We start from the raw sequence: 23,663 nt of genomic DNA on the forward strand, positions 1-23,663 counted from the left end.
TGACCCGCCGGTTCACCTGACCCGCCGGTTCACCTGACCCGCCGGTTCACCTGACCCGCCGGTTCACCTGACCCGCCGGTTCACCTGACCCGCCGACTCACCTGAGGCGTCCACAGTGGACTGACAGGTTCTGGCGCCAGCGCCGGGCGGTCACGCCCGTGGGCGCAGCACGAGGAGCAGGAACACCGCCTCGGTGTCGCCGGGGTTGCTCAGCCGGTGGACGCGGTCGCCGGGCAGCACGGCGGCGTCGCCCGCGTGGAGTTCCACCGTCGTCTCGCCGGCGGTGACCCGGAGCGTCCCGGTCAGCACCACGAAGGACTCGCGCGTGCCCGGTGGGTGGGGGCGGAACGCGGCGGGCGCGCTGCGCGGCGGCAGCGTGTACCGGATGATCTCGCTGCCCGGCACCGGCTCCAGCAGCGCCTCGCGGACCGCGCCGGTGCTCTCGTCGACCATGCGGGAGACCTCGTCGCCCCGCACCACCGTCGGGGTCGCCGCGGTGTAGCCGACCAGCTCGGACAGGGGGCGGCCGAGCGCCTCGGCGATCTGGAGCGCGGAGTGCAGGCTCGGGTTCCGCTCACCCCGTTCGATCTTGGACAGCGCGGCGCGGGACACCCCGCTGCGCTCGGCGAGTTCGTCCAGCGTGAGCTGGCGCTCCTGGCGGAGTCGACGGACCTCGGCGCCAAAGTCTTTCTCCAAAGGTAGAACTCCTCTCCTATAGTCCGCTAGCGTGGTTCTCCCGAAGGAGAACAGTAGTGCCCGATAGGAGAAGTGTCGTGTCGCTCATCCGGAGGTCCCGGTGACGGCGGCCCTGGCCGCCGTGCCCCCCGTGTTCGCCCTCGTGCTCCTGCTGCTGCGCCGCACCGCGCTCACCGCCGCCCTGGGCGCGGTGGCCGTCGCCGTCGTGCTCGCCCTCCTGGCCTTCCCCACCTCGCCCGATGCCCTCGCGGCGGCCGGCCTGCGGCTCGCGCCGACCGCGGTGGAGGTCGCGCTGATCCTGCTCGGCGGCGTCGTGCTCAACGAGCTGCTGGCCGCCAGCGGAACGCAGCGCCGGCTCGCTGACGCGATCGCCGAGGCGTGTGGCGGGCGGGGCCGCGCCGTCGTGGTCGTCGTCCTCGGCGTCACGCCGTTCGCCGAGTCCGTCACCGGCTTCGGCATCGGCGTCGTGGTCGCGATCCCGTTGTTGCGCCGGCTGGGGCTGTCCGCCCGGCAGGCCGCGATCACGGGCCTGCTCGGCCTGGTCACGGTCCCGTGGGGCTCCATGGCACCGGGGACGCTGGTCGGGGCGCAGCTCGGGGGAGTGGCCTTCCAGGAGTTGGGCGTGCGCAGCGCGGTGCTGTCGCTGCCCGTGTTCCTGTTGGCCGGCGCGGGCGCCCTGGTGGTGGCGACCGGCTGGCGCGGCCTGATCTCCACCCTGCCTGACCTCCTGGTCACGACCGGCGTGCTGTGGGGCGTGATCTGGGCGACCAACACGTGGATCGGTGTCCCGCTGGCCGGGGTGCTCGGCGGCCTGGCCGTCATCACCGGCGTGCTGGTGCTGGGCCGGCGCACGGGAGAGGGCGTCGCACGCACGCTGCGGCCCTACCTCGTGCTGTTGGCCGGGCTGATGGGCAGCCGACTCCTGGTCGCGCTGGTCGGGACCGAGGCGTGGTGGACCGAGGTGCTCGTCAGCCCAGCGCTCTGGCTCCTCGTCACCGTCGCCGTCACGCCCCGGCTGGAGGACGTGCCCGCCGGCGCGGCGCGGGCCTGCGTGACGGCCGGCGCGCGGCGCGCGTGGCCGGTCGCCGCGTCCGCCGTCGCCTTCCTCGCCCTCGGCGCGCTGCTCACCGTGACCGGGATGAGCGCCGCGCTGGCCACGGCGGCCGCGAGCCTCGGCCCGGTGTACCTGGCGATCGCGCCGTTCGTCGCCGCGCTCGGCGGGTTCCTCGCCGGTTCGAACACCGGGGCCAACGCGATGTTCGCGGCCAGTCAGGCCGCGGCGGCGCACTCCCTCGGCGTTCCCGCGCTCACCCTGGTCGGCGCGCAGAACGTCTCCGCGGCGCTGTCGATCATGGTCTCGCTGCCGAGGGTGACGCTCGCCGCCCAGCTCGCCTCCAGTCAGGACGACGTCCAGAACAGTGCCCGCAACACGGTTTCGGACGGCGGCGCGGGCGCGCCACCCGACACCACGTCCCCGGGCCAGGTGCTTCCGGTGGTCGCGCTCGTCGACGTCGTCGTGCTGGTCGCGATCGCCGCGATCACGGTCCTCTCCGCCTGAGGCGAGGGCCGCGCCCGACCTCCCGGACAACGGGGTCCGGGCCATGGTCCGGTCCGCCACGCGCTCCCGCCGTGGCGGACCGGACTCCCTGTCCCGCCTGCCGAACCGGTTCACCGTGTGGTCCTGACGCACGAGCGGTCCGAGGTCCCGGGGTGCGACTCCCGCTCGGCCCGTGACCACTCGCGACACGTCTCTCGGTGGTGCCGGAACGCGAGTGCGCACGTCCACCCGCTCGGGCCGCGTTCACGGACCATGTCGACATCCACTGTCCACAGCGTCCACAGCGTCCACAGTGTCCACTGTGGACGCTTGATGTGCCTGTGAGCCGCTCGTGGGGACGGTGACGCCTGATCGTTCTCTGGCACGATGGCGTTGGCTGCCCCAGTGCGAGAAAGGAAGCCCGGATGCGGAGACTTCGTTGGTCCCGACGGCTCGCCCTGACGGCGTTACCCGCGGTGGTGGTGACCGCGCTCGCCGCCCCGGTCGCCGTCGCGGACGCGGGCGCGGGCGCGTCCCCGGCCACCGCCCCGGTCCGGTCCGCCCCGGCGACACCCCTGTCCCTGGCCCTGCCGGCGCCCACCGGGCCGCACCAGGTGGGCAAGGTGGACCTGCACCTGGTGGACCGGTCGCGCCCCGACCCGTGGGTCGAGGGCCGTCCCTACCGCGAGCTGATGATCAGCGTCTGGTACCCCGCCCGGCACGCCGACCACCACCCGGTTGCCCCGCACCTGTCCCCGGGCGCCGCGGCCGACCTCGACCGCAACGACGTGGAGCGGTACTTCGGCGTGCCCAGCGGCTCCGTCGACTGGGCGGGCACGAGGACCCACGCCCATGTGGGAGCGCCGGTCGACCGGCGGGGCGGGCCAAGGCCGGTCGTCCTGTTCTCCTCGGGCTTCCAGTCGCCCCGGACGTTCAACACCGTGCTGGTGGAGGACCTCGCCAGTCGGGGGTACGTGGTGGTCACCGTGGATCACACGTACGACGCGATGCAGGTGGAGTTCCCCGGCGGCCGGATCGAACGCGGCAGGGCGTCCGGCGAGAACCCGGCCGACGTCGAGACGGCGTTCACGACCAGGGTCGCGGACACCCGGTTCGTCCTCGACCAGGTCGCGGCGCTGGACCAGGGGCGCAACCCCGACGTGGACGGCGCCCGGCTGCCGGTGGGGCTGCGGGGCGCGCTCGACCTCTCCCGGGTGGCCTCGGCCGGCTTCTCCCTCGGTGGCGCCGCCGCCGCGCAGGTGACGCACGACGACCGCCGGGTCGTGGCGGGCGTCAACATCGACGGCCGGATGTACGGGTCGGTCGTGGAGGCCGGCCTCGACCGCCCGTTCCTCCTCCTGGCCAACGAGCAGCACACGCGCGAGCGGGACACGTCGTGGGCCTCCTTCCGGAAGGCGCAGCGGGGATGGGTGCGCGAGCTGAACTTCGCCGGTGCGGCCCACATCTCGTTCTCGGACGTCCAAGCCCTGCTTCCCCAGTTCGCGACCAGGCTCGGGGTGCCGGCGGACCGGGTGGCCACGTTGATTGGCACGATCGACCCCGGCCGGTCGTTGGCGGCGCAGCGGGCCTACCTCACGGCGTTCCTCGACCTGCACCTGCGCCAGCGCCCGACGTCGTTGTTCGACGGTCCCTCGCCCGCTCACCCGGATGTGCGGCTGGTGCCATGAGAGAGCCGGGGCGCTCCCCGACGGAGGTCCCCACAAGTCCCAATAAGTCCACTGTGGACCCTCCAGTCGCCGACTGGAGGGTCCACAGTGGATTGTCCTACTGGGTCGGCGGGACCACGTCCTCGTCGAGCTGCCCGGACAGGCCCCGGCGGTTGGAGGTGACGACGAAGGCGACGGGGTCGCCCACCCGGTACCGGCTCGCCGCGTCACCGAGGTGCACGAACAGTTGCTGCGTGTTGTCCCGCTGGTCCCGCACGTCCACGAAACCGAAACCCCGGTCGGCGAACACCCTGCGCAACACGCCCTTCATCCGCCACCCCTCCTGGACCAGCGCGCCGGCCAACGGCCGGTCGCCGGCGCGCAGCGGCTCGGTCGGCAGGAACCGGACGTTGGCGCCCCTGACCAGGTCCCGCTGTCCCTCGGCGAGGAACCTCCGGTCGACGTAGAACTCCCCGCGCTCGGACCGGACGAAGCCCCGCCCGTTCTCGGTGCTCCAGTTGTCCACCGTGCCGTGCGTGAACCGGTCCTGGTCCTGACCCTGCCGGCTCGCCGGGGCCGGCCGGGGTCCCGCGGAGACCTGGATGCTCTCCCGCACGGTCTCGTTCCTGGCCCCGAACTGGCTCTGCGCCCAGATGATCTCGTAGTAGCTGACCCGCTGCCCGAACCCCTTCAGCCCGACCTCGCCGGCGAGGTGGTACTCGTTGGTCGGCCGGTCCAGCGCCCTGCCGATCTCCGAGCCGATCTTGGTCATGTCGGCGGCGTGGAAGGTGTTGACGTCGATCCACACGGCGTTGGGCGCGGCCGAGGTCGACAGCCGCGCGGCCAGGTCCACCGTGCTGCCGATGACGTCGATCGCGCCGGAGGGGGTGTTGTACTCGACGACCTTGCCGGTGGCGATGCCGACCGTGCACTGGCAGTTCTGGATCAACGTGGTCTCCTGCTGGAGCCGGCGCAGCTCCTCCTGGAGGGCGATCCCCGACCGGATCGCGTTGGCGCTGCCCGAGTCGTCGAAGACGGCGAGGACGCCGTCGCCGAGGTACTTCACCACCTGCCCGCCCTCGCGCTGCACCGCCCCGGTGGCGATGTCGAGGAACTTCCCGATCGTCGGCAGCCAGTTCACCTCGGCGGTGCGCTCCTTGAGCTTCGCGGAGTCGACGATGTCGGCGAACAGGATGGTCTTGCGGGGCCGGTCCTCGGTGCGGAGCGCGTCGCTGAACGCCTCGAAGTACTTCATGGCCAACCTCCACAGGGGTCACGGGGAGAGAGGGGATTGGGCCCTGGTTACGCCGAAGAGTGGTCGAGAACGCCCGGTCCGACCGCGTCATGTGACGCACTGCCGCGAAACCGCGCTCCGACCGAGATCCTGTGTCACCCGGTTGCCGGGTTGCCCGGGGCGAGCCGCCGGAGGAGCGGCTCCTGTCGGACGAGGGTGACCTCGCGCCGCCGGACGGTCACCGCGCCCTCGCTGCGCAACGCCCGCAGCGCGCGGACCACCTGTTCCCGCGACGCGGCGACGCAGCTCGCCATGTCCTCCTGCGACAACGGCACCTCGATCACGACGCCGTGCCGCTCGCGCCGCCCGAACCGGTGGGCCAGGTCGAGCAGGAGCCGGGCGAGCCGCTGGTCCACCCTGGCGGCTCCCGTGTGCTCCACCCGGTCGTGGTTGGCCTGCCGCATCCGGGCCAGGACCGTCCGGTGGAGCAGGGCGGCGGTGCGGGGTCGGCGGTCGAGGTGGGCCCGCAACGCCGGGGCGGGCACGACCAACGCGGTCAGCCGGGTCAGGGCGACCACCGACGCGGAGCGGGGCCGGCCGTCGAGCACCGCGAACTCGCCCACGATGTCGCACGGGCCCAGGAACCCCAGCACGGCCTCGACGCCCGCCGCGGAGACCCCGACGATCTTGACGTGCCCGGAGAGCAGGACCGCCGCCGAGGCGCCCGGCTCCCCGACCCGCAGCACCGTGTCCCTGGCCGCGTACTCGCGGACGTCGCCCAGCGCCCGCAGTTCGGCGCGCTCCGAGGCCGGGATCGTCGAGAAGAAGGGCGCGGTCCCGCCCGTGTCCTCGCCGGAGGCCGGGAAAGCCGCCATCGTCGCCTCTCCCCGATCAGCCGCTCTGTGATGCCGGTCACGGTAGCGGCGGGTGACTCCGTTCGGGGGCGAGTCGAGAGAATGCGTCCGAAGGCACGCGTGGCGGCCTCCGTGTTCCCGTGTCCGGCGACCGGGAACGTATCCCTGAAAGGGTGAACCGCGGCGCTGCCCCCGCCGTGATCCAGCTCTGTTCACGCAGGTCAACGCGGGGTGGCGCGTCATCGCCGTCCCGCGTACCCCCGGGCGCTGGCCAGGCTCCCGTCCTTGACTGGTCCTGCCCTCGCCTCGCGCCGGGCGCGGCTCCGGAAGTCGGGGAGGGACGCACGACGGTCGACTGGCCCGTCCGAACGGAGGTGGCGACCTCATGCCCGCCCCGACATCACCCGCCCGCGCGCCCGGAGCGAACGCCCCGGAGCGGCAGGACAGCCCGCCCGACGCCCACCGGATCACGATCAGGCACACCTTCGAGACCGCGCACCGGCTGCCCCAGCTCGGCGGCAGGTGCGCCAGCCTGCACGGCCACTCCTGGCGGGTCGTCGTGCAGGTCCGAGCCCACGCCCTCGACGGCGACCTGACCGTCGTGGAGTTCGGCGGCCTCAAGGCCGGGGTCCGCGACTGGGTCGACACCCACCTCGACCACGCGACCATGCTCGGGATCGAGGACCCGCTCGTGGAACCCCTGCTGGCGGCCGGGTGCGAGGTCTTCCGGTTCGGGGCCGGTCACAGCGCGACCGACGCGGAGAGGTCGGCCGGCGACCTGGCGTGGCCGACGACCGAGGCCGTGGCCGTGCTGTTGTTCCGCGTGGCGCGGGACGTCCTCGCCGGCCTGCCTTCCGCGCCTCGGGCGCGCGTCGGCGGGGTCCTCGTGCGCGAGGCGCCGCTCAACACGGCCAGCTACCGCCCCGACGACCTCTGAGCTGCTATTTCCGCCTTCTCCGCACGCATCGCGGACCGCGCCAAGGAGATCACGATGACGCGCACGTCGAGTGGAAACCCCGACCGGCGAACCCTGTTGCGCGGAATGGGGATGGCGGCGCTGGCCACGAGCCTCGCGACACGCGAGGGCGCCGCGTGGGGCTCGGCGCGGGGCCAGGGGAGTAGCCCCGCCGGGTCGACCGACCCGGCGGCTCCCCTTCGACCACCGGCCACCCCGCTGGTCGTGCGCAACCCCTACCTGAGCACGTGGCTGATGGACGACGACCTCACCGGCTCGTGGAGCCGGTTCTGGAACGGGGCGGTCACCGCCCTGTGCGGGATCGCGGTCGTCGACGGGACGCCGTCGGTGTTCGCCGGCCGGCCCGACCTCCCCGGCCTCGCGCGCATGCGGCAGACCGGCACGGCCCTGACCAGCACCGAGTCCGTCTTCACGCTGGAGGGCGGTGGGGTCGCGCTGACGGTGACGTTCTTCTCCCCGGTCGAACTGGACGACCCGCGACGACAGTCGATCCCCGCCAGCTTCGTCCTGGTCACCGCGCGCAGCGCGGACGGAGCGGCGCACCGGGTCAGCGTCGCGCTGGACATCTCCGCGGAATGGGCGCACGGAGACCGCACCAGCATGGTGCGGTGGGAGCGGCACGACCTCCCCGGCGCGTGGCCGCTCACCGCGTTGACCTTCACCCCGGACCAGCCCGCGCCCCTCACCGAGCGGAACGAGCAGGCGGCGTGGGGATCGGTGGTGCTCGCCGCCGACGCGGTCCCCGGCCTGACCTGGCAGATCGGGGAGGACACCGCGGTGCGTCGGCAGGCCATGACCGGGGCGTTGGCCGACCACGTGGACCCCCGGATGCCCCGCGCGATCGACGACGCGTGGCCCGTCGCCGGGTTCAGTCAGGATCTGGGCGTGGTGCGGCCCGGCGAGCCGGGGCGCGACCTCGTCCTGCTGCTCGCCCACGTGCGCGCCCCCGCCATCCGGTACCAGGGGACCACACTCCCTCCACTGTGGACGTCCTACTGGGACGGCTGGCCGGAGATGCTCGTCTGGTTCCGCGCCGACCTCGACACCGCCCGGCGGCGCGCCGAGCGTCTGGACCGACGGCTCGTCAGCGAGGCCGTGGCCGCCGGCGGCCCGGCCTACGCCTCCCTGTGTCGCCTCGCCCTGCGGCAGGCGGCGGCCGGAGCCGAGCTGGTCCTACGGGACGGCGTCGCGTGGGCGTTCCAGAAGGAGACCTCCTCGGGCGGCTATACATCCACAGTGGACGTCCTCTACCCGACGTGCCCGCTCTACCTGCACCTCGCGCCGACGTTCCTCCGATCCCTGCTCCTCCCCGTGCTGGACTACGCGCGCACCGGGTGGACGAACGCGTACGCGCCACACGACCTGGGCCGCTATCCCTCGGCCGACGGGCAGGCGTACCGCGATGGGGACATGCCCGTCGAGGAGTCGGCGAACCTGCTCGTCATGACGGCGGCCCTGGTCGAGCGGCTGCCGCCCGAGGAGGGAGGGCGGTTCGTGTCGGCGCACTACCCCCTGTTCCGCCAGTGGGCCGAGTACCTGGCCGACCACGCGCTCGACCCCGGACTCCAGAACCACACCGACGACTTCACCGGACCCATCGCGCACAGCGTCAACCTGGCCCTGAAGGGCATCGTGGGCCTCGGTGCGATGAGCCTGCTCGCCCGCGCCGTGGGCGACAGCGCCGACGAGGCGCACTACCGCTCCCTCGCCGCGCGCCACGCGGGAACGTGGGCCGAGCGCGGCAGCGACCCGTCAGGCGAGCACCTCATGCTGGCCTACGACCAACCGGGGAGCTGGAGCCTGAAGTACAACGCCTATGCCGACCGCCTGCTCCGGCTCGGCCTGGTCCCGGCGGGGCTCGCCGAGCGGGAGGCCGCCTGGTACCAGCGGTCGGCCAACCCCTACGGCGTTCCGCTGGACGTCCGCCACACCTACACCAAGAACGACTGGGAGATGTGGTGCGCGGCCTGGCTGGCCGACCACGAGGAGGTGCGGCGGCTCATCGTGGAGCGGGTCCACCGCTACGCGCACGAGACGCCCTCCCGGGTCCCGCTCAGTGACTGGCACGACACGGCCACGGCCGTCAACCGGGGGTTCCAGAACAGGCCCGTGGTCGGCGGGATCTTCGCCCTGCTCACCGTCTGAGCCGGCGGTCCCGGTGCTGCCCGTGCTGCCCGTGCCCAGCCAGGTGATCAACGCGATTCTGGGGACACTGCGCACCGGCGCTCCGTGGCGCGACCTGCCCGACCGGTACGGACCGTGGGAGACCGCGCATGAGTGGCTTTCGGTTGTGGGGTCGCGGCCGGCGCCGGGCAGCGCGCCTTCGATCGGGTGGTCGTCAAGGAGGATGCGGTCGGCGGGCTGGCGTGGATCGTCAGCGTCGGCTCCAGCATCGTCCGTGGCCCACCACCACGCCGCCGGCGCCCGGAGAAGACGGGGGATGCGTCGCCGGGATCGAGGCCCTCGCCGTCAGCGAGAAAGGGCTCGGCCGGTCCGCGTTGCCCGCCCCGGACCGGGACCCGGCCGGTGGCGGTGATCGCGGACAAGGCGTACTCGCACCCGTCAACCCGCACAGCGCCGCGCACGCGGCGCATCGCGTTCCCGTATCCGGAACGCGAAGACCGCGTCATGCCAAGCGAGTCGCCTGCTACCAGGCCGAACTCGTCATCGAGGCCATCGTCCTGTGGCTGCGACAACGACTCGCAGGACACCGCCTAGGCGGCGCCGGAACCCCTGAGGTAGGCCAACACCGCGAGCACCCGGCGGTTGGTGTCCTCGGTCGGCGGCAGGTCGAGCTTGGCCAGGATGTTGCCGACGTGCTTGCCCACCGCCGCCTCGGAGACCACGAGAGTCCGCGCGATGGCCGCGTTGGAGTGGCCCTCCGCGACCAGGGCCAGAACCTCGCGCTCCCGGGGCGACAGCCGGGCGAGCGGGTCGCGCCGGTGGTTCAGGAGCTGGCGCACCACCTCAGGGTCGACGACGGTGCCCCCGGCCACGACCCGGCGCAGGGTGGCGACGAAGTCCTCCACGTCGACCACCCGGTCCTTGAGCAGGTAGCCGACGCGTTCCCCGTCGCCCGAGTCGATCAGCTCCGCCGCGTAGCCACGCTCCACGTACTGGCTGAGCGCGACCACGGCCAGCGCGGGATTCGCCCTGCGCAGTCCCACCGCCGCCCGCAGGCCGTCGTCGGTCAGGCCCGGCGGCATCCGGATGTCGGTGAGCAGGAGGTCGGGCTCGTGCCCGGTGACGGCGTCGACCAGCGCCTCGGCGTCGCCGACCGCCGCGACCACCGAGAACCCGAACCGGTCGAGCAGACCGGCCAGCCCCTCCCGCAGCAACACGCCGTCCTCGGCGAGCACTACGCGGATCGGACGTTCTGGTCGCACGGGAGCTCCACACGTAGCAGGGTCGGCCCACCGGCCGGGCTGGACAGGAACATCCTGCCGTCGATCACGGCGACCCGGTCCGCCAGCCCGGTCAGCCCGGTGCCCCGGTCCGGGTCGGCGCCGCCCGTCCCGTCGTCGTGGACCTCGACCGTCAGGAGGCCGCCCTCCCGCCGGGCCGTGATCGAGACGGAGTCGGCGCCGCTGTGCTTGGCGACGTTGGCCAGCGCCTCGGAGACCACGAAGTAGGCGGTGGCCTCGACCGGGGCGGGCATCCGTTCCGGCAGGTCGGCGCGCACCGACACCGGGACCGGGCAGCGGTCCGCCAGCTCGCCCAACGCGGCCGGCAGGCCCCGGTCGGTGAGCACCCGGGGATGGATGCCCCTCACCAGCTCCCGCAGCTCCGCCATGAGCTGCTTGGCCTGGTCGTGCGCGGCCGACACGTTCTGGTACGCCGGGGTGTCCCTGGGGAGGTCCAGCCGCGCCATCCCGAGTCGCAGCGTGAGGCTCACCAGGCGTTCCTGCGCCCCGTCGTGCAGGTCACGTTCGATGCGTCGGCGCTCGGCCTCGAAGGCGTCCACCAGTCGGGCCCGGGAGCGCGTCACCTCGACCAGTTCGGCCCGCAGCGGCTCCTGACCGCCGTGGAGCAACACGCGCGCCACCGCCGCGTGCGCGCCGGCCAGCAGGGCCAGCAGGTAGGCGGAGACCGGGACGAGGAGCAGGCCGAGGGTCGCGCATCCGAGGGCCTGCCCCCGCGTGGTGACGGTAGTGAAGACGGCCGCGATCGGCGGCTCGCCGGCCCGCACGAGGAACGGACTGGACAGGAGCATGGTGGGTGTCAGCACGACCAACCCGGCCACGAGGCAGAGCAGCGGACCGAGCACGACCAGCAGCAGGAGGTAGCCGACCTCGCGCCAGGTCGCGCTCTCCGTGTACCGGACGCGGAACCGGGTCCGGAGGTCCGATGTGGACAGTCGCTGCCGCCCGTCCTCGACCGGCCGTCGGTCGACCAGGCGCAGTCGGCGGCGTTCCAGCCTGGCCAACGGCACGGCCAGCAGCGGCAGCCCCAGCGCGAGCGACACCCCGCCGACGGCCGTCCACACCACCGCGGTCCCGAAGGTGAGGGGGAACGGGCTGAGCAGGCGGGACACCTCGGCGGCCCATGGCAGGCAGAGGAGCGACACGGGCGGCACCATGGCCAGCAGGATCAGGGCCGTCCCCAGGAGGTGGCCCAGCGAACGCCACGGCCACGCGCCGAGGAGGAACCGCCGGTGCGCCACCGCCTCCAGTGCGGTCCTCGGTGTTCGGGTGATCACCGGAGGAACGCTACCCAGGGGACGCGGCGTCCTCCCGCCCTCTGGCCGTAGTTCGGGGGTAGGCCCAGCACTACCCCTGCTCCGGCGTCCACGGGTAGTGATCCGTCCACTGTGGCGCTGGTCTACTGGCGCCGTGACCACTTCTCTCGTCAGACAAGATCCCGTCCGGACCGCCACGGCACCCCGTCGCGGGCTGACGGCATTCCTCCTGCTGGCGTTCGGGATCGCCTGGGGCTGGATCGCGCTCGCCCGGCTCGCGGACCTGTCCCTGGTCAACCCGCTGGTGCAACTGCCGTTCGGGTTCGCGCCGGCCGTCGCGGCGTTCGTCGTGCGGAAGTGGGTGACCAGGGAGGGGTTCGGCGACGCCGGCCTCGCCCTCCGAGCGAGGACGGCCTGGCCGTACTACCTGGCGGCGTGGTTCGGCCCGGTGGTGATGGTCGGTGTGGTCGCTGCGGCGGCCGCCCTGGTCGGCGTCTGGACACCGAGCATGGCGCCGCTGGACGCGGTGGTCCCCGGTGTGCCGGGCTGGGCGCTGGTCCTGGTGATCACACTCGTCGTCCCGCTGCTGACGCCGATCTACTGGGGCGAGGAGTTCGGGTGGACCAGCTACCTGCGGCTGCGCCTGTTCCCCGAGCGACCGGTGCTGTCCACGGTCCTGACCGGGCTGATCTGGGCCGTCTGGCACTACCCGCTGGCGTTCGTCGGCTACATCGAGTTCGGCCACGTCGTGCTCGGCCTCGCGGTGTGGACGGTGTCGTTCCAGTTCCAGGAGATCCTGTTGAGCTGGTTGCGGGTTCGGAGCGGGAGCATCTGGCCGGCGAGCCTCGCGCACGCCGGGAACAACATGGTCCTGTCGCTGTTGTCGGGCTTCCTGCTGACCGACGGCGCCGGCATCGGGGTGTTGGGCGTCACGGCGTTCACCGCCGTCCCCCTGGGGCTGGGGGCGGCCTGGATCGTCCTCAGTGGACGGCTCAGCGGCGGCACCGCGCGGGATCGGTGCTGAGGCACGCCATCAATGCCCGTCGGACGACGACGCGACGACCGCGACGGCGACGTGCCGCCGGCCCGGTCCCGGCCGCCGTGTGGGCCGGGACCGGACCGGACCGGTCACGAGGTGGGAACCAGATCGGCCAGGACGGCCGCGGCCTCGGCGGGGTGGATCAGGAACCGCACGTGGCCGCTGTCGAGCGACCGCACGTCGAACGGGTTGTCCGGGGTGAGCGCGTCGGCCTCCCGGATGAAGCGGTCCTGCAACGCCAGCGGGATGGACGTGTCCCGGGTGAGCCGGACGTACGTGCGCGGCACGCGCCCCCAGGTCTCGGCGTTCGCCTGGCTGGCCGAGCCCCCGGCGTCCAGGCTCTCGTCGGGCTCCAGCGTGTTGAGGTAGGCGAGGAACTCCTGGTCGGTGCCGTCGGCCAGGATCGCGCGCTTCAACGCCGCGAGGAGCGTCGGGTCGGCGGTCCGCCAGTTCATCCGGAGCGCCCCGAGTTCCATGGGGTTGCCGACGAGCACGCCGGCGGTGTCGTTCAACGCCGACGTCGCGTACTCCGGCGTCGCCATGTACTCCCCGACCGTCAGGTCGACGCAGCACCAGGCGGAGACGTAGACGAGCCGGTCGACCAGGTCGGGGACCGCGTTGCCGACGCCGGTCAGGGTGAGCCCGCCCCGACTGTGCCCCACCAGGATCACCGGGCCGTGCTCGGCCACGCGGCGCACCACGCCGACCACGTGGTCCACGGTGTCGGCGAAGCTGACACCGGCCACTGTGGAGGGTGCCGCCGCCAGCGCCGCGAGGTCCTGCGGCGCCTGGTACGCGGGGGAGAACCCGGCGGAGAAGCCGTGCCCGGGGAGGTCGACGGCGAGCGTGCGGTGTCCGCGCAGGGTGAGTTCGCGCTGGAGCGGTCCCCAGGCGAACGAGTTGCTGTTGGACCCGTGCACGAACACGAAGGTGTGTGTCACGTCAACGATCCTGTCATCGTGCTGACACCGCTGGCACCAGTACGGACACGGCCTCGGCGGGACGTGGGTCACAGCCGGTCAGCCTGTCAGGAGGAGCGGAGTTCGCGGACGTCTCCGACAGCGACGTCCGGTCAGGGATTCCCGGCTCCGCCGCCGGGCTCGATGTGCCCCTCCTGCTGGTACCTGCGGTACGCGTCCTCCACGGAACGGGCCAGCGCCTCGGCGACGGTGTAGTGAGCCGTCAACCCGGCCACGGCGTCGAGCACGGCCTGGACGGACGCGCCGAGGCGCTCGGGGCGGAACACCCCGTGCTTCTCCACCTTGACGCCCATGCCCGCGTCGTGGTGGACCCAGCGGGCGCAGTCGCCGGCCGCGACCGCGAGCCGGGCGATCAGGACCAACGGGGGCGCGCCCCGCTCGGGCACGGCGGCGAACCGGACGGATCGCCCGTAGCGCCGGGCGAGCCCGACGGCGGCCCGGAGGACGTCCCGCAGCTCCTTGACCAGGTTCGGCCGCACGGGAGCCGGCGACAGGTCGCCGGTCTCGGCGACCAGGACCTCCTCGGCGAGTTCGCCGACCTCCTCGCAGAGCCGGACCAGCCGGTCCGCCGGCGCGTCGTGCTCGGGGAACCGGCGGTCGAACGCCAGCGACAGGCGGTACAGGGCCGTGGTCATGTCGACCGGCGCGCCGTCGAGGTCGGTGATCACCCCGCTGATCGTAGGAGCGGCGGCCCTCCTCAGCGCGGTGGCTCGGTGCTCCACGCGGACACGGTGACCTCGCCCGTGGTGCCCAGATCGGTCTGGAGGGGCAGGGTGGTCGACTCCCGACCGGGCAGCAGGGAGACCGTCACGTGCTCGCCGTTCACCACCTCGCCGTCGGTGACCGTGTTCGACCAGGACAGCACCGCGCGGGCGCTGCCACCCGGTGGCAGGGACAGCTCACGGGGACCGGGGTCGCTGGCCATGTACGAGGTGCCGTGCTTCACCCGGACCGCCAACGGCTTCCGCTCCCCGTCGAGCACGCTGATCTCCGGATATCCGGAGACGGTGTAGGGGGAGTCGCGGCAGTTGGTCACGGTGATCACCGAGGCCCGGTGCCCCAGCGCCGGTTCGACCTGCCCCACGGTGACCTTCGGCGGGCACGGAGGAGGGGAGGTCGGCGCGGGCTCGGCGGAGGACCCGCTGTCGCACGCGGTGAGCGCGGTGGCCACCACTGTGGACATCGCGGCCAACACAGCCACGTGTGCCGCTCGACGTAGCGGCGTTCGCGCACGGTGGCCGTGGTGACGGAGGTGATCTGCACCCATCCCGCCACCCTAGCCAGATCCCGGGCGAGGTGTCGTGGAGTCGGGCGCGGGCTCGGGAGTCCTCAGTGGAATGTCTCGTCCGGCGCGGTTCCTCGTCGCCGGATCGGGACCCGCGTGCCTCGCCCGTCGCGCGGCCGTTCCCTTACTTCCCGTCGTACCGGGCGCGGGCCGCCTCGATCTCCAGGACGTGGCGTTCGGCCCACGCCCGGAGGACGCCCAGCGGTCCGTCGAGGGACAGGCCCAGCGGCGTGAGCGAGTAGTGGACCGCCGGCGGCACCGTCGGTTCGACCCGCCTGGTGACCAGGCCGTCCCGTTCGAGCGAGCGCAGGGTCTGCGACAGCATCTTCTGGGAGATGCCGGGCACCCGGCGGCGCAGGTCGGCGAAGCGGACCTCGCCGGGGCTGGCCACGGCCAGGACCTTGATCACCATCGACTCCCACTTGCCGCCGACCCGGTCGAGCACCTGCCGGGTCGGGCAGGCCGGGTCGAAGAGGTCGCCGGGGGAGGGGTCGGTGTCGGGCGTGGACGTGGTCACCGGAAGCTCACCTCGCCGGGGATGGGTGCCGTCTCCGAAAGCGACGCCAGCCTACGCCTCCCGAAATGAGGGTGACCAGGTCACCGCTGGTAACCAGGAGCGATCGTCCGTGGTCGGGGCGGAGGGCCATCGCCGTCGTCGGCTGATTCGCCGTCTCCGAGGGACTTTCCTCGTTTGCCGCTTTGCCGCTCTCGTCCTGACCACTGACCATCAGGTGATCGTTGTCTCTGGCGGCGTTTTTCCTTGCCAGGACTAGGGTCGGGGGTCGTGAACGAGACGCCAAGGATCTCCGCGTCCCTCGGGTTGCGGGACGTGCTCCAGGAGTTCATCGGGCTGTACACGAAGGTCAAGCGGCGGGCGGTCGAGGCGGGTGTCGACCCGAAGCTGGTCGAGTTGCTGCTGATCAGGGCTTCGCAGATCAACGCGTGCGCGTTCTGCCTCGACATGCACATCAAGGACGCGCGCAAGCTCGGGGAGAGCGACCGGCGCATCGACATGCTGCCGGCGTGGCACGAGACGACGCTGTATTCCGAGCAGGAGCGCGCCGCCCTCGCGCTGACCGAGTCGATCACGACGCTGTCCGAGCACCGCGAGGTGCCCGACGACGTGTACGAGGAGGCGACGCGGGTCTTCACCGAGGAGCAGTACGTCACCCTCGTGTGGCTGGCCTCGATCATCAACACCTTCAACCGGCTGAACGTGACCGCTCGACGGCAGCTTCCGCCGGAGTAGGCCTTCGGTCGGGCGGGCGATCTGCCGTCCAGGAGGGAGCACGACGCCGCCAGCGGCGGAGCACGGGGCTCGCGAGCGGCGCTGAAACATCGCTACAGAATCCCCTATATCGATCGCTTGATTCTGGTTGTACCATCGCTCTACAGTGGCTATAGCAACGTTTCAACGGCCACGGGGAGAGAGCCTTGCTGCCACACCGCGTCCTGGGCGTCCACGGGCCCGAGGTCTCCGCGCTCGGCCTCGGCTGCATGGGCATGTCCGACCTGTACGGCCCGGCCGACCGTATCGAGAGCATCGCCACCATCCACGCCGCCCTCGACGCCGGCGTCACCCTGCTCGACACGGGCGACTTCTACGGCATGGGCCACAACGAACTGCTGATCCGCGAGGCCCTGCGCGAGCGGGACCAGGTCACGATCAGCGTGAAGTTCGGCGCCCTGCGCGACCCCGACGGGGGATGGTCCGGCTACGACGGCCGGCCCGAGGCCGTGCGGAACTTCCTCGCCTACAGCCTGCGCCGCCTCGGCGTCGACCACGTCGACATCTACCGGCCGGCGCGGCTGGACCCGAACGTGCCGATCGAGGACACCGTGGGCGCGATCGCCGACATGGTGCGGGCGGGGCACGTGCGGCACATCGGCCTGTCCGAGGTGGGCGCCGAGACGATCCGCAGGGCGCACGCGGTGCACCCGATCGCGGACGTGCAGCTTGAGTACTCCCTGCTGTCCCGGGGGATCGAGGACGAGATCCTGCCCACCTGCCGCGAGCTGGGGATCGGCGTCACCGCCTACGGCGTGTTGTCCCGGGGCCTGCTGTCCGGGCACTGGTCGCCGGGTCGCGACGTCGCCCACGGCGACTTCCGCGGCATCAGCCCCCGCTTCCAGGGGGAGAACCTCGACCACAACCTGCGCCTGGTCGAGGCGTTGCGGGGCATCGCCGAGGACAGGGGCGCCACCGTCGCGCAGGTCGCGATCGCGTGGGTCGCCGCGCGCGGCGAGGACATCGTCCCGCTGGTGGGCGCGCGCCGGCGCGACCGCCTCGCTGAGGCCCTCGGCGCGCTGGACGTGACCCTCTCCGAGGAGGACCTCGCCGCGATCGAGCGCGTGGTGCCGGCCGGAGCGGCCGCCGGCGACCGGTACGCTGCGCCGATGATGGCCGACCTCGACAGCGAACGCTGAGCTGCCACAGAGCGCGCCGGCCGGCGGCCCACCGACTCCCATCGGTCCACTATGGACAGACTAGGAGAGGGCGGGGGCACGTGCCGGTGAAAGCGTTGTGCCTCAACCCTTCCCGGCCGGTGTCGTCCCCGATTCCCGGCGCGTGACCCGCGTTCGGGGAAGGGCGAGGGAGATCGCCGCGACCGCCACGAGGGTCCCGGCGATGACCAGGAACGCGCGGCCGTGGTCGACGGCGCTCTCCGGCGTGTCCGGCCCCGTGCTGCCGGCGACGGCGACCAGCACGGCGAGACCGAGCGCGCCGCCGACCTGCTTGCTGGTGTTCATCAGGCCGGCGACCACCCCGGCGTCCGAGGGGTCGGCTCCGGAGGTGACCGCGGCGGTGAGCGGGGTGTTCAGCAACCCGCTGCCGACGGAGATGACGACCGCCGGCCCGAGGATGCCGGCGAGGTAGCCGTCCGAGGACGCGGTCCGGCTCTGCCACAGGAAACCGGCCGCCGCGACCAGCGCGCCGAGGGCGACCAGGTTCCGGCTGTCGACGCGGGCCATCGCCCACGGCGTGAGGCGCGCGCCCGCGACGACCGCCACCACGGTGTGCGGCAGGAAGCCCAGCCCTGTCCACAGTGGACCGTAATGGAGTTCGCCCTGCATGAGCAGGGTCAGGAAGTACCACATCGGGTTGAGGCAGGCGCCGGCGAGCGCCGTGGCGAGGTTGCCGACGGCGATCGCGCGGACGCGCGCCAGGCGCGGCGGCACCAGCGGGGCGCGCGCGAACCAGGACTCCACCACGACGAACGCCAGCAGGGCGAAGATCCCGACGGCCAGGGCGGTGACGGTCACCGGGTCCGTCCAGCCCCGCGTCCTGGTCTGCGTGATGCCGTGGGAGAGCGCGGCCAGGCCGGCCGTGGCCAGCACGGCCCCGGGGACGTCCAGTCGCCGACCCCGGGGCCGTTCCCGGTCGCGTGGGAGTCGGGTGGTCAGCGCGAGGGCCACGACGCCGATCGGCACGTTCACCAGCAGGACCCAGCGCCAGGACAGGGACTGGGTCAGGACGCCGCCGACGAGGTTGCCCGCCGTGCCGCCGGCGACCCCGACGGCGGTCCACGTCGCCAGGGCGCGCGTGCGGTCCGGCCCCTCGGGGAAGGTGGTCGTCAGGAGCGTCAGGCTGACCGGGGCGAGGATCGCCGCGCCCAGTCCCTGGCCGACGCGCGCGGCGATCAGGGTCCCCGGCGTGGTCGCCAGGCCGCCGACGAGGCTGGCCCCGCCGAACAGGGCCAGCCCCCACACGAGGACCCGCCGGCGTCCGCACAGGTCGGCGAGTCGCCCGCCGAGGAGGAGGAAGCAGGCGAGCGCCAGCGCGTAGGCGTTGACCACCCAGGGCAGGGTGTCCGGGTCGAACCCGAGCGCCGACCGGATCGACGGCAACGCGACGTTCACGACCGAGACGTCGAGCACGACCATGAACTGCGCGGTGCAGGCGAGGGCGAGCACCGCCCGCGAGGCGGCCCGGCCGGGGCGGGGTGGGGTGGGCTCCGCCGCGTCCGCCGGCGGGGCGGCGACCTCGACGTCCCGGGCGCCGCCGGCGTTCTCGGCGCTCTCGGTCTCGTGCTGGCCCATGGCCTCACCTCCGGGCGGCGCTCCTCGGTTCGTGATACAGCGGTACCATATACAGGCGTATCACGAAGGATCGCGGCGGACACGAAGGATCGCCAGGAGACGACAGGGACGGAGGGGCGGAGCCGTGCCCAGAACGGTCGACCACGCCGAGCGTCGCGCCCAGATCGCCGAGGGCCTGGTGCGCGTCGCCGCCAGGGAAGGCCTGCACGCGGTGACGATGCGGTCGGTGGCCGCGGAGTCCGGGGTCTCGCTGCGCCTCGTGCAGTACTACTTCCAGAGCAAGGCCGAGCTGGTGCACGGCGCGTTGCGGCACCTGGAGCGGCAGAGCGAGGAACGGTGGTCGGCACGCCTGGCCCGGCTGCCGCGTCCGGTGTCGGCGCGGCGGTTCGTCGAGTCGTTCCTCTCCGAGGCGCTGCCGACCGACGAGCGCGGCCGTGCGTTCCACCTCGTCTGGACCTCCTACGCCGTGCTCGCGATGACCGATCCCGACCTCGCGGAGCAGCCGTTCGTGGAGGGACCCCGGCGACTGGAGCGCCAGCTCGCGGACGTGCTGCGCCAGGCGCAGGCCGACGGCGAGCTGGCCGAGGACCGCGACGCCTCGGCCGAGGCCGCACGGCTGCTCGCCCTCAACCACGGCCTCGGCACGAGCGTCCTGGTCGGCCAGCGTTCCGCCAGGGAGGCCATGAAGGTCGTGCGCTACCACCTCGACCGCCTGTTCGAGACGCCAGCGCGGACCTCGGACTGACGCCCGACGGCTCCGGATCGTCCGGTGACCCACGATGCCCGGTGTCGCTCGCGAGATGGTGAGACCGCCGACGCCTCCGACAGGCCCTCGGGCGCGTGATCCGCTGGTCCGCGCGACCGGAGGAACTACCCGAACGGGCTCCGCCCACGGCGTCGCCTCGACCAGCGGGGGAGCCGGGCCGGGCGGCACCATCGGGTCATGGTTGTTCTCCCGCTGGTCGCCGTCGGCCCGTCGCGCGCCGGTTCCGCGCGCGTCCCGCGCGGTGGCGCCGCCGACCCCACGGTGGTAGCCCGCCGATGACTCCTCCCGTCCCCGACGGGCTCCGCCAGCGGCTGGCGGACCTGCTCGACACCCACCTGGAGCAGCTCCAGCGCGCCCACGTCCGCCTGCTCGCCAGCGCCGCCGGCCCCAGGGACGAGGTGGAGGAGATCCTCGTGACCACCGCGATCATGGCCCAGCAGTTCGCCAAGGACGCCCTGTCCCTGCTCGGCGACGACTTCGACAGCGCGGCCGGCGTGGCCCTGCGTGAGGTGCCCGACGACCCGGCCGCCGATCCGCTGCTCCCGGCCGATCCCGAGGCCAGGGCGGCGCTGCGCGCGGACGCCGCCGCCCTGCTCGCGGCGGTGTGGGTCGTCGGCGAGCTGACCGCCCTCGTCCCGCCGAGCGCGTGGCCGGAGGACCTGCCCGCGACCTGCCTGGCCACCGTGGCCCGGTCCCGCATCCAGCACGAGATCAACGACGATCTTGAACGCCTCGACCGCCCCGACGACGACGAGGACGACTTCCCCTGATTGGCACGCGGCCGAGGGGACGGCGACGCCGGTCTCCCCGTATGACGACGCCCGCCGCCCCTCCCCCGTGAGGGACGAGCGGCGGGCGTCGGGTGTTCAGCCCCAGCCGGTGTCAGCCGACCCAGCCGGTGTCAGCCGGCGTCATCCGGTTCCGGGCGTCGCCAGGCGATCTCGGACAGGGCTCAGTCCTGGACCCTGATCACCAGCTTCCCGCGCGGGTGACCGTCCTCGCTGTGCCGGTACGCGGCCACGGCCTCGTCCAGCGGGTAGAGAATCGTCTTCGGCAACCGCAGGTCACCGCGCTCCAGCAGGGGGAGGACCTCGGCGGTGGCGTCGGCGGGGGGCGTCTGGTTCGACGAGAAGCGGACGCCGAACTCGGCCGCCCGGCCGTCGGCGATGGTGACCACGTGGTCCGGGCTGCCGGTCAGCTCGATCGACAGCGGGAGCACGTCCCTGCCCGACGCGTCCAGCACGCGGTCCACGCCCCGCGGCGCGGCGGCCCTGATCCGGTCGGCCAGCCCGTCGGCGGCGTAGTCGACCGGGACCACGCCCAGCTCGCGCAGGAAGTCGTGGTTGGCGGGGCTGGCCGTGCCGACCACCCGGGCGCCCCGCGCCAGGGCGAGCTGGGAGGCGATCACCCCGACGCCTCCGGCGGCGGCGTGCACGAGCAGGGTGTGGCCCTCGCCCACGCCCAGCTCGCGCAGGGTGCGGGTGGCCGTCTCCACCACGAGGGGCATTCCGGCGGCCTGGTTCTCGTCCAACCACTCGGGCCGGGCCACGAGCGCGTCGGCCGGGGTCACCGCGTGCGTGGCCACGCCGCCGCCGGTCGGGACGTAGCCGAACACGGCCTGTCCGACGGTCCACCGGTCGACGCCGGGGCCGAGGGCGTCGATCACGCCGGCGACCTCGAACCCGACCCCCGCCGGTTCGGTCAGCGGCTCGCCCTGCGCGAAGAAGCCACGACGCAGCTTCCAGTCGATCGGGTTGACGCCCGCGGCGCGCACCAGGACCCGGACCTGCCCCTCACCTGGCTCGGGCAGCTCGACGTCCACGAGCTTCAGGACCTCGGGACCGCCGTACTCGGAGTACTGAAGAACCTGGGGCATGGCTGTTTCTCCTGTCGGGAAGGGAAGGGAAGGGCAGGGGGAGGGCGCCGTCAGGCCGAGAGCGTGGGGTAGTCGATGTAGCCGCGGTCGTCGCCGCCGTAGTAGGTGGCGCGGTCCGGGGTGTTGAACGGGCCTCCGGCGGCCAGGCGGGCCGGGAGGTCGGGGTTGGCCAGGAACAGCGCGCCGAAGCTGATGAGGTCGGCGGCGCCGTCCTCGATCAGCGCGAGGTGCTCGATGTTGGTGCTGCCCTCTGGCGTGAACGGGTTGAGGATGAACGCGCTGCTCCACTGCTTGCGCAGCTCCAGCGTCAACTCGCGGTCCGGCCCCTCGTTGATGTGCAGGTAGGCCAGCCCCAGCGGGTTGAGCACGTCCACCAGCGCCCGGTAGGTCTCCCAGGGGTTGTCCTCGGCGATGTCGTTGTACGTGACCCCCGGGGAGATGCGCAGTCCGACCCGGTGCCCGCCGACGGCGTCGGCGACCGCGCGGACGACCTCCACGGCGTAGCGGATGCGGTTCTCCACCGAGCCGCCCCACCGGTCCGTGCGCAGGTTGGCGTTGGTCGAGAGGAACTGGTGGATCAGGTATCCGTTCGCGCCGTGCAGCTCCACACCGTCGAACCCGGCCTCGACCGCGTTGCGCGCCGCGGTGGCGAAGTCGGCGATCGTCTGGGCGATGCCCTCCTCGGTCAGCTCGACCGGGGTCACGTAGTCCTCCATGCCGGTGCCGGTGAACACCTTGCCCGCGGGGGCCACCGCCGACGGGGCCACCGGGACCAGGCCGTCAGGCAGCAGGCTCGGGTGCCCGATCCGGCCGCCGTGCACGAGCTGGGCGAAGATCACGCCGCCCTTCTCGTGCACCGCGTCGGTCACCGGGCGCCACGCCGCGACCTGCTCGGCCGAGTGCAGGCCGGGGGTGTCGGGATAGCCCTGGCCCCCGACCGACTGCTGCATGGCCTCCGTGATGATCAGTCCGGCGCTCGCGCGCTGGGCGTAGTAGAGGGCCGTGGACGGGGTGGGGGTCGCCCCGGGGCCGTAGGCGCGGCTGCGGGTCATCGGGGCCATCGCGATGCGGTTGGCGAGGCGGAGGCCGGCGAGGTCGATCGGGTCGAACGCGGTGGTCATGGGGATGTCCTTCGTCAGGGGGCGGTGTCGTCGAACCCGGGGTCGCGGTGATCTCCCGAGTGGTTTTCCTGTTCGAACAGGTAATCGTGCGAAACCCTTCCTGGCAAGCTCTGTGGCGCACGACACGTTCGGGGCTGGCGGGAGAAATATCCTCTGACCTGCGGGTTCATCATTCGGTGGCGGTGGGGTGGCTCCGGAGGGCGTACGCTGAAAGCTGTCTGAGCAAGCTTTAGCTGCGAGCAGCGGTGGAGGACGCATGGCCAGCCAGCCGTCGCCCGAGGAGTGCTGTCCCGAGGAGGTGTCGCCGTGTGAGGTGATGGCCTCGCTGGTCAGGGCGGCCACGGGTGGCCCGGTCAGTCACGCGATCTTCCGGGTGGCCCGCCTGCACCGCATGCTCGTCGGCCAGTTCCTGCGCCGCACCGGCCTCCACCCCGGTCAGGAGCTGGTGATGATGGCCCTGTGGGAGCGGGGGCCGCAGCGGCAGGTGGACCTGATCCGCCTGCTCGACTCGGACGCCGCCACCATGACCCGCACCGTCAGGCGCCTCGAACAGGCCGGTTTCGTCCGGCGGCTGCCCTGCCCCGGCGACCGTCGCGCCGTCGTCATCGAGGCGACCGTGGCCAGCCAGGCTTTGCGGCGGGAGGTCGAGGAGATCTGGCGTCGGTTGGAGGAGATCACCGTGGGCGACCTCCCCGAGGACGAGCGCGGCAGGGTGCTCGGCGTCCTGGAGACGCTGGAGCGGAACATCGCCGCCGCCGTCGAGGAGAACCGCTGCCCCGACGAGCCGGGCTGCTGAACCCTCCACCCGCGCACACCCCGGCCCCGGCGGGGTCGCGGCGGACGAAGGGTGTCCACAAGAGACAGTCCACACCGGACTCCCGCCTCGGGTCGGTGCGACGTGCCCCGGCTCGGG

Annotated in this window: 23 protein-coding genes; 11 read left to right on the forward strand and 12 right to left on the reverse strand. The window is 72.9% G+C overall.

The window, feature by feature from the left end; all coding sequences use genetic code 11:
- Window positions 1-150 precede the first annotated feature (150 nt).
- Window positions 151-696 carry a helix-turn-helix domain-containing protein gene (locus tag LX15_RS26615; protein ID WP_253672562.1) on the reverse strand — a complete coding sequence of 182 codons (546 nt, stop codon included), beginning with the start codon at window positions 694-696 and terminating at the stop codon, window positions 151-153.
- 100 nt (window positions 697-796) lie between these two features.
- Here LX15_RS26615 and LX15_RS26620 point away from each other — a divergent pair, with 100 nt between their 5' ends.
- Window positions 797-2,254, forward strand: a complete 1,458-nt coding sequence (locus LX15_RS26620) for an L-lactate permease (RefSeq protein ID WP_253672564.1) — start codon at window positions 797-799, stop codon at window positions 2,252-2,254.
- A gap of 404 nt (window positions 2,255-2,658) precedes the next feature.
- Window positions 2,659-3,921, forward strand: a complete 1,263-nt coding sequence (locus LX15_RS26625) for an alpha/beta hydrolase family protein (RefSeq protein ID WP_253672566.1) — start codon at window positions 2,659-2,661, stop codon at window positions 3,919-3,921.
- Window positions 3,922-4,018: 97 nt separating this feature from the next.
- Here the strand turns inward: LX15_RS26625 and LX15_RS26630 are convergent, their stop codons facing one another.
- Both LX15_RS26630 and LX15_RS26635 read right to left on the reverse strand, forming a co-directional pair.
- The gene (locus tag LX15_RS26630; protein WP_253672568.1) at window positions 4,019-5,155 is read right to left on the reverse strand and encodes an adenylate/guanylate cyclase domain-containing protein; all 1,137 of its coding nucleotides are present in this window, start codon (window positions 5,153-5,155) and stop codon (window positions 4,019-4,021) included.
- 134 nt (window positions 5,156-5,289) lie between these two features.
- Window positions 5,290-6,009 (reverse strand): Crp/Fnr family transcriptional regulator, encoded by a 720-nt coding sequence (locus LX15_RS26635; RefSeq protein WP_253672570.1) that lies wholly within the window; start codon window positions 6,007-6,009, stop codon window positions 5,290-5,292.
- 364 nt (window positions 6,010-6,373) lie between these two features.
- Between LX15_RS26635 and LX15_RS26640 the strand changes: the two genes are divergently transcribed.
- The 3 genes from LX15_RS26640 to LX15_RS33690 are packed head-to-tail and all read left to right on the forward strand — an operon-like array spanning window position 6,374 to window position 9,500.
- A complete protein-coding gene (locus LX15_RS26640; protein WP_253672572.1) occupies window positions 6,374-6,925 on the forward strand; it encodes a 6-pyruvoyl trahydropterin synthase family protein in 552 nt (183 codons plus the stop codon).
- 54 nt (window positions 6,926-6,979) lie between these two features.
- Window positions 6,980-9,109 (forward strand): glutaminase family protein, encoded by a 2,130-nt coding sequence (locus LX15_RS26645; protein WP_253672574.1) that lies wholly within the window; start codon window positions 6,980-6,982, stop codon window positions 9,107-9,109.
- A 43-nt stretch (window positions 9,110-9,152) separates the two neighbouring features.
- Window positions 9,153-9,500, forward strand: coding sequence for a transposase (locus LX15_RS33690; protein ID WP_372502798.1), 348 nt, complete (start codon window positions 9,153-9,155; stop codon window positions 9,498-9,500).
- A gap of 178 nt (window positions 9,501-9,678) precedes the next feature.
- Here the strand turns inward: LX15_RS33690 and LX15_RS26650 are convergent, their stop codons facing one another.
- Both LX15_RS26650 and LX15_RS26655 read right to left on the reverse strand, forming a co-directional pair.
- Window positions 9,679-10,332 (reverse strand): response regulator, encoded by a 654-nt coding sequence (locus LX15_RS26650; RefSeq protein WP_253672655.1) that lies wholly within the window; start codon window positions 10,330-10,332, stop codon window positions 9,679-9,681.
- Complete coding sequence (locus LX15_RS26655; protein WP_253672576.1) at window positions 10,323-11,663, reverse strand: sensor histidine kinase; 1,341 nt, start codon at window positions 11,661-11,663, stop codon at window positions 10,323-10,325. The genes LX15_RS26650 and LX15_RS26655 overlap by 10 nt, the downstream gene beginning before the upstream one ends.
- 133 nt (window positions 11,664-11,796) lie before the next feature.
- On the opposite strand from LX15_RS26655, the gene LX15_RS26660 reads away from it, so the two are divergent.
- Window positions 11,797-12,666: a CPBP family glutamic-type intramembrane protease gene (locus tag LX15_RS26660; RefSeq protein ID WP_253672578.1), complete on the forward strand. Its 870-nt coding sequence runs from the start codon at window positions 11,797-11,799 to the stop codon at window positions 12,664-12,666.
- 104 nt (window positions 12,667-12,770) lie between these two features.
- On the opposite strand, the gene LX15_RS26665 is transcribed toward LX15_RS26660, so the two are convergent.
- The 4 genes from LX15_RS26665 to LX15_RS26680 form a co-directional block, all read right to left on the reverse strand.
- Window positions 12,771-13,622, reverse strand: coding sequence for an alpha/beta hydrolase (locus tag LX15_RS26665; protein WP_253672580.1), 852 nt, complete (start codon window positions 13,620-13,622; stop codon window positions 12,771-12,773).
- A 131-nt stretch (window positions 13,623-13,753) separates the two neighbouring features.
- Window positions 13,754-14,383, reverse strand: a complete 630-nt coding sequence (locus LX15_RS26670) for a MazG-like family protein (RefSeq protein ID WP_253672582.1) — start codon at window positions 14,381-14,383, stop codon at window positions 13,754-13,756.
- Window positions 14,359-14,862 (reverse strand): DUF4232 domain-containing protein, encoded by a 504-nt coding sequence (locus LX15_RS26675; protein ID WP_253672584.1) that lies wholly within the window; start codon window positions 14,860-14,862, stop codon window positions 14,359-14,361. Before LX15_RS26675 ends, LX15_RS26670 begins: the two co-directional genes overlap by 25 nt.
- 208 nt (window positions 14,863-15,070) lie before the next feature.
- The gene (locus tag LX15_RS26680) at window positions 15,071-15,463 is read right to left on the reverse strand and encodes a winged helix-turn-helix transcriptional regulator (RefSeq protein ID WP_253672587.1); all 393 of its coding nucleotides are present in this window, start codon (window positions 15,461-15,463) and stop codon (window positions 15,071-15,073) included.
- A gap of 267 nt (window positions 15,464-15,730) precedes the next feature.
- On the opposite strand from LX15_RS26680, the gene LX15_RS26685 reads away from it, so the two are divergent.
- Window positions 15,731-16,195, forward strand: coding sequence for a carboxymuconolactone decarboxylase family protein (locus LX15_RS26685; RefSeq protein ID WP_253672589.1), 465 nt, complete (start codon window positions 15,731-15,733; stop codon window positions 16,193-16,195).
- 188 nt (window positions 16,196-16,383) lie between these two features.
- Window positions 16,384-17,373, forward strand: a complete 990-nt coding sequence (locus tag LX15_RS26690; RefSeq protein WP_301305318.1) for an aldo/keto reductase — start codon at window positions 16,384-16,386, stop codon at window positions 17,371-17,373.
- A gap of 102 nt (window positions 17,374-17,475) precedes the next feature.
- On the opposite strand, the gene LX15_RS26695 is transcribed toward LX15_RS26690, so the two are convergent.
- Window positions 17,476-18,987: an MFS transporter gene (locus LX15_RS26695; RefSeq protein ID WP_301305310.1), complete on the reverse strand. Its 1,512-nt coding sequence runs from the start codon at window positions 18,985-18,987 to the stop codon at window positions 17,476-17,478.
- Window positions 18,988-19,111: 124 nt separating this feature from the next.
- Between LX15_RS26695 and LX15_RS26700 the strand changes: the two genes are divergently transcribed.
- Both LX15_RS26700 and LX15_RS26705 read left to right on the forward strand, forming a co-directional pair.
- A complete protein-coding gene (locus LX15_RS26700; RefSeq protein WP_253672591.1) occupies window positions 19,112-19,732 on the forward strand; it encodes a TetR/AcrR family transcriptional regulator in 621 nt (206 codons plus the stop codon).
- A gap of 296 nt (window positions 19,733-20,028) precedes the next feature.
- Window positions 20,029-20,523: a hypothetical protein gene (locus tag LX15_RS26705; RefSeq protein WP_253672593.1), complete on the forward strand. Its 495-nt coding sequence runs from the start codon at window positions 20,029-20,031 to the stop codon at window positions 20,521-20,523.
- Between the two features lie 182 nt (window positions 20,524-20,705).
- Here LX15_RS26705 and LX15_RS26710 read toward each other — a convergent pair whose 3' ends face one another.
- Both LX15_RS26710 and LX15_RS26715 read right to left on the reverse strand, forming a co-directional pair.
- Entirely contained in the window at window positions 20,706-21,629 is a 924-nt protein-coding gene (locus LX15_RS26710; protein WP_253672595.1) for an NADP-dependent oxidoreductase, read from the reverse strand.
- 50 nt (window positions 21,630-21,679) lie between these two features.
- A complete protein-coding gene (locus LX15_RS26715; RefSeq protein WP_253672597.1) occupies window positions 21,680-22,750 on the reverse strand; it encodes an alkene reductase in 1,071 nt (356 codons plus the stop codon).
- A 256-nt stretch (window positions 22,751-23,006) separates the two neighbouring features.
- On the opposite strand from LX15_RS26715, the gene LX15_RS26720 reads away from it, so the two are divergent.
- A complete protein-coding gene (locus LX15_RS26720; protein ID WP_253672599.1) occupies window positions 23,007-23,546 on the forward strand; it encodes a MarR family winged helix-turn-helix transcriptional regulator in 540 nt (179 codons plus the stop codon).
- Window positions 23,547-23,663: the final 117 nt, after the last annotated feature.

Origin of the sequence: Streptoalloteichus tenebrarius, from assembly GCF_024171885.1 — a bacterium.
GTDB lineage: Bacteria > Actinomycetota > Actinomycetes > Mycobacteriales > Pseudonocardiaceae > Streptoalloteichus > Streptoalloteichus tenebrarius.

Excerpts from the sequence above, each read along its gene's own strand:
- LX15_RS26640 (WP_253672572.1), top strand. The coding sequence starts at position 6,374 with ATGCCCGCCCCGACATCACCCGCCCGCGCGCCCGGAGCGAACGCCCCG.
- LX15_RS26710 (WP_253672595.1), bottom strand. The coding sequence starts at position 21,629 with ATGCCCCAGGTTCTTCAGTACTCCGAGTACGGCGGTCCCGAGGTCCTG.
- LX15_RS26635 (WP_253672570.1), bottom strand. The coding sequence starts at position 6,009 with ATGGCGGCTTTCCCGGCCTCCGGCGAGGACACGGGCGGGACCGCGCCC.
- LX15_RS26625 (WP_253672566.1), top strand. The coding sequence starts at position 2,659 with ATGCGGAGACTTCGTTGGTCCCGACGGCTCGCCCTGACGGCGTTACCC.
- LX15_RS26695 (WP_301305310.1), bottom strand. The coding sequence starts at position 18,987 with ATGGGCCAGCACGAGACCGAGAGCGCCGAGAACGCCGGCGGCGCCCGG.
- LX15_RS26630 (WP_253672568.1), bottom strand. The coding sequence starts at position 5,155 with ATGAAGTACTTCGAGGCGTTCAGCGACGCGCTCCGCACCGAGGACCGG.
- LX15_RS26645 (WP_253672574.1), top strand. The coding sequence starts at position 6,980 with ATGACGCGCACGTCGAGTGGAAACCCCGACCGGCGAACCCTGTTGCGC.
- LX15_RS26705 (WP_253672593.1), top strand. The coding sequence starts at position 20,029 with ATGACTCCTCCCGTCCCCGACGGGCTCCGCCAGCGGCTGGCGGACCTG.
- LX15_RS26720 (WP_253672599.1), top strand. The coding sequence starts at position 23,007 with ATGGCCAGCCAGCCGTCGCCCGAGGAGTGCTGTCCCGAGGAGGTGTCG.
- LX15_RS26715 (WP_253672597.1), bottom strand. The coding sequence starts at position 22,750 with ATGACCACCGCGTTCGACCCGATCGACCTCGCCGGCCTCCGCCTCGCC.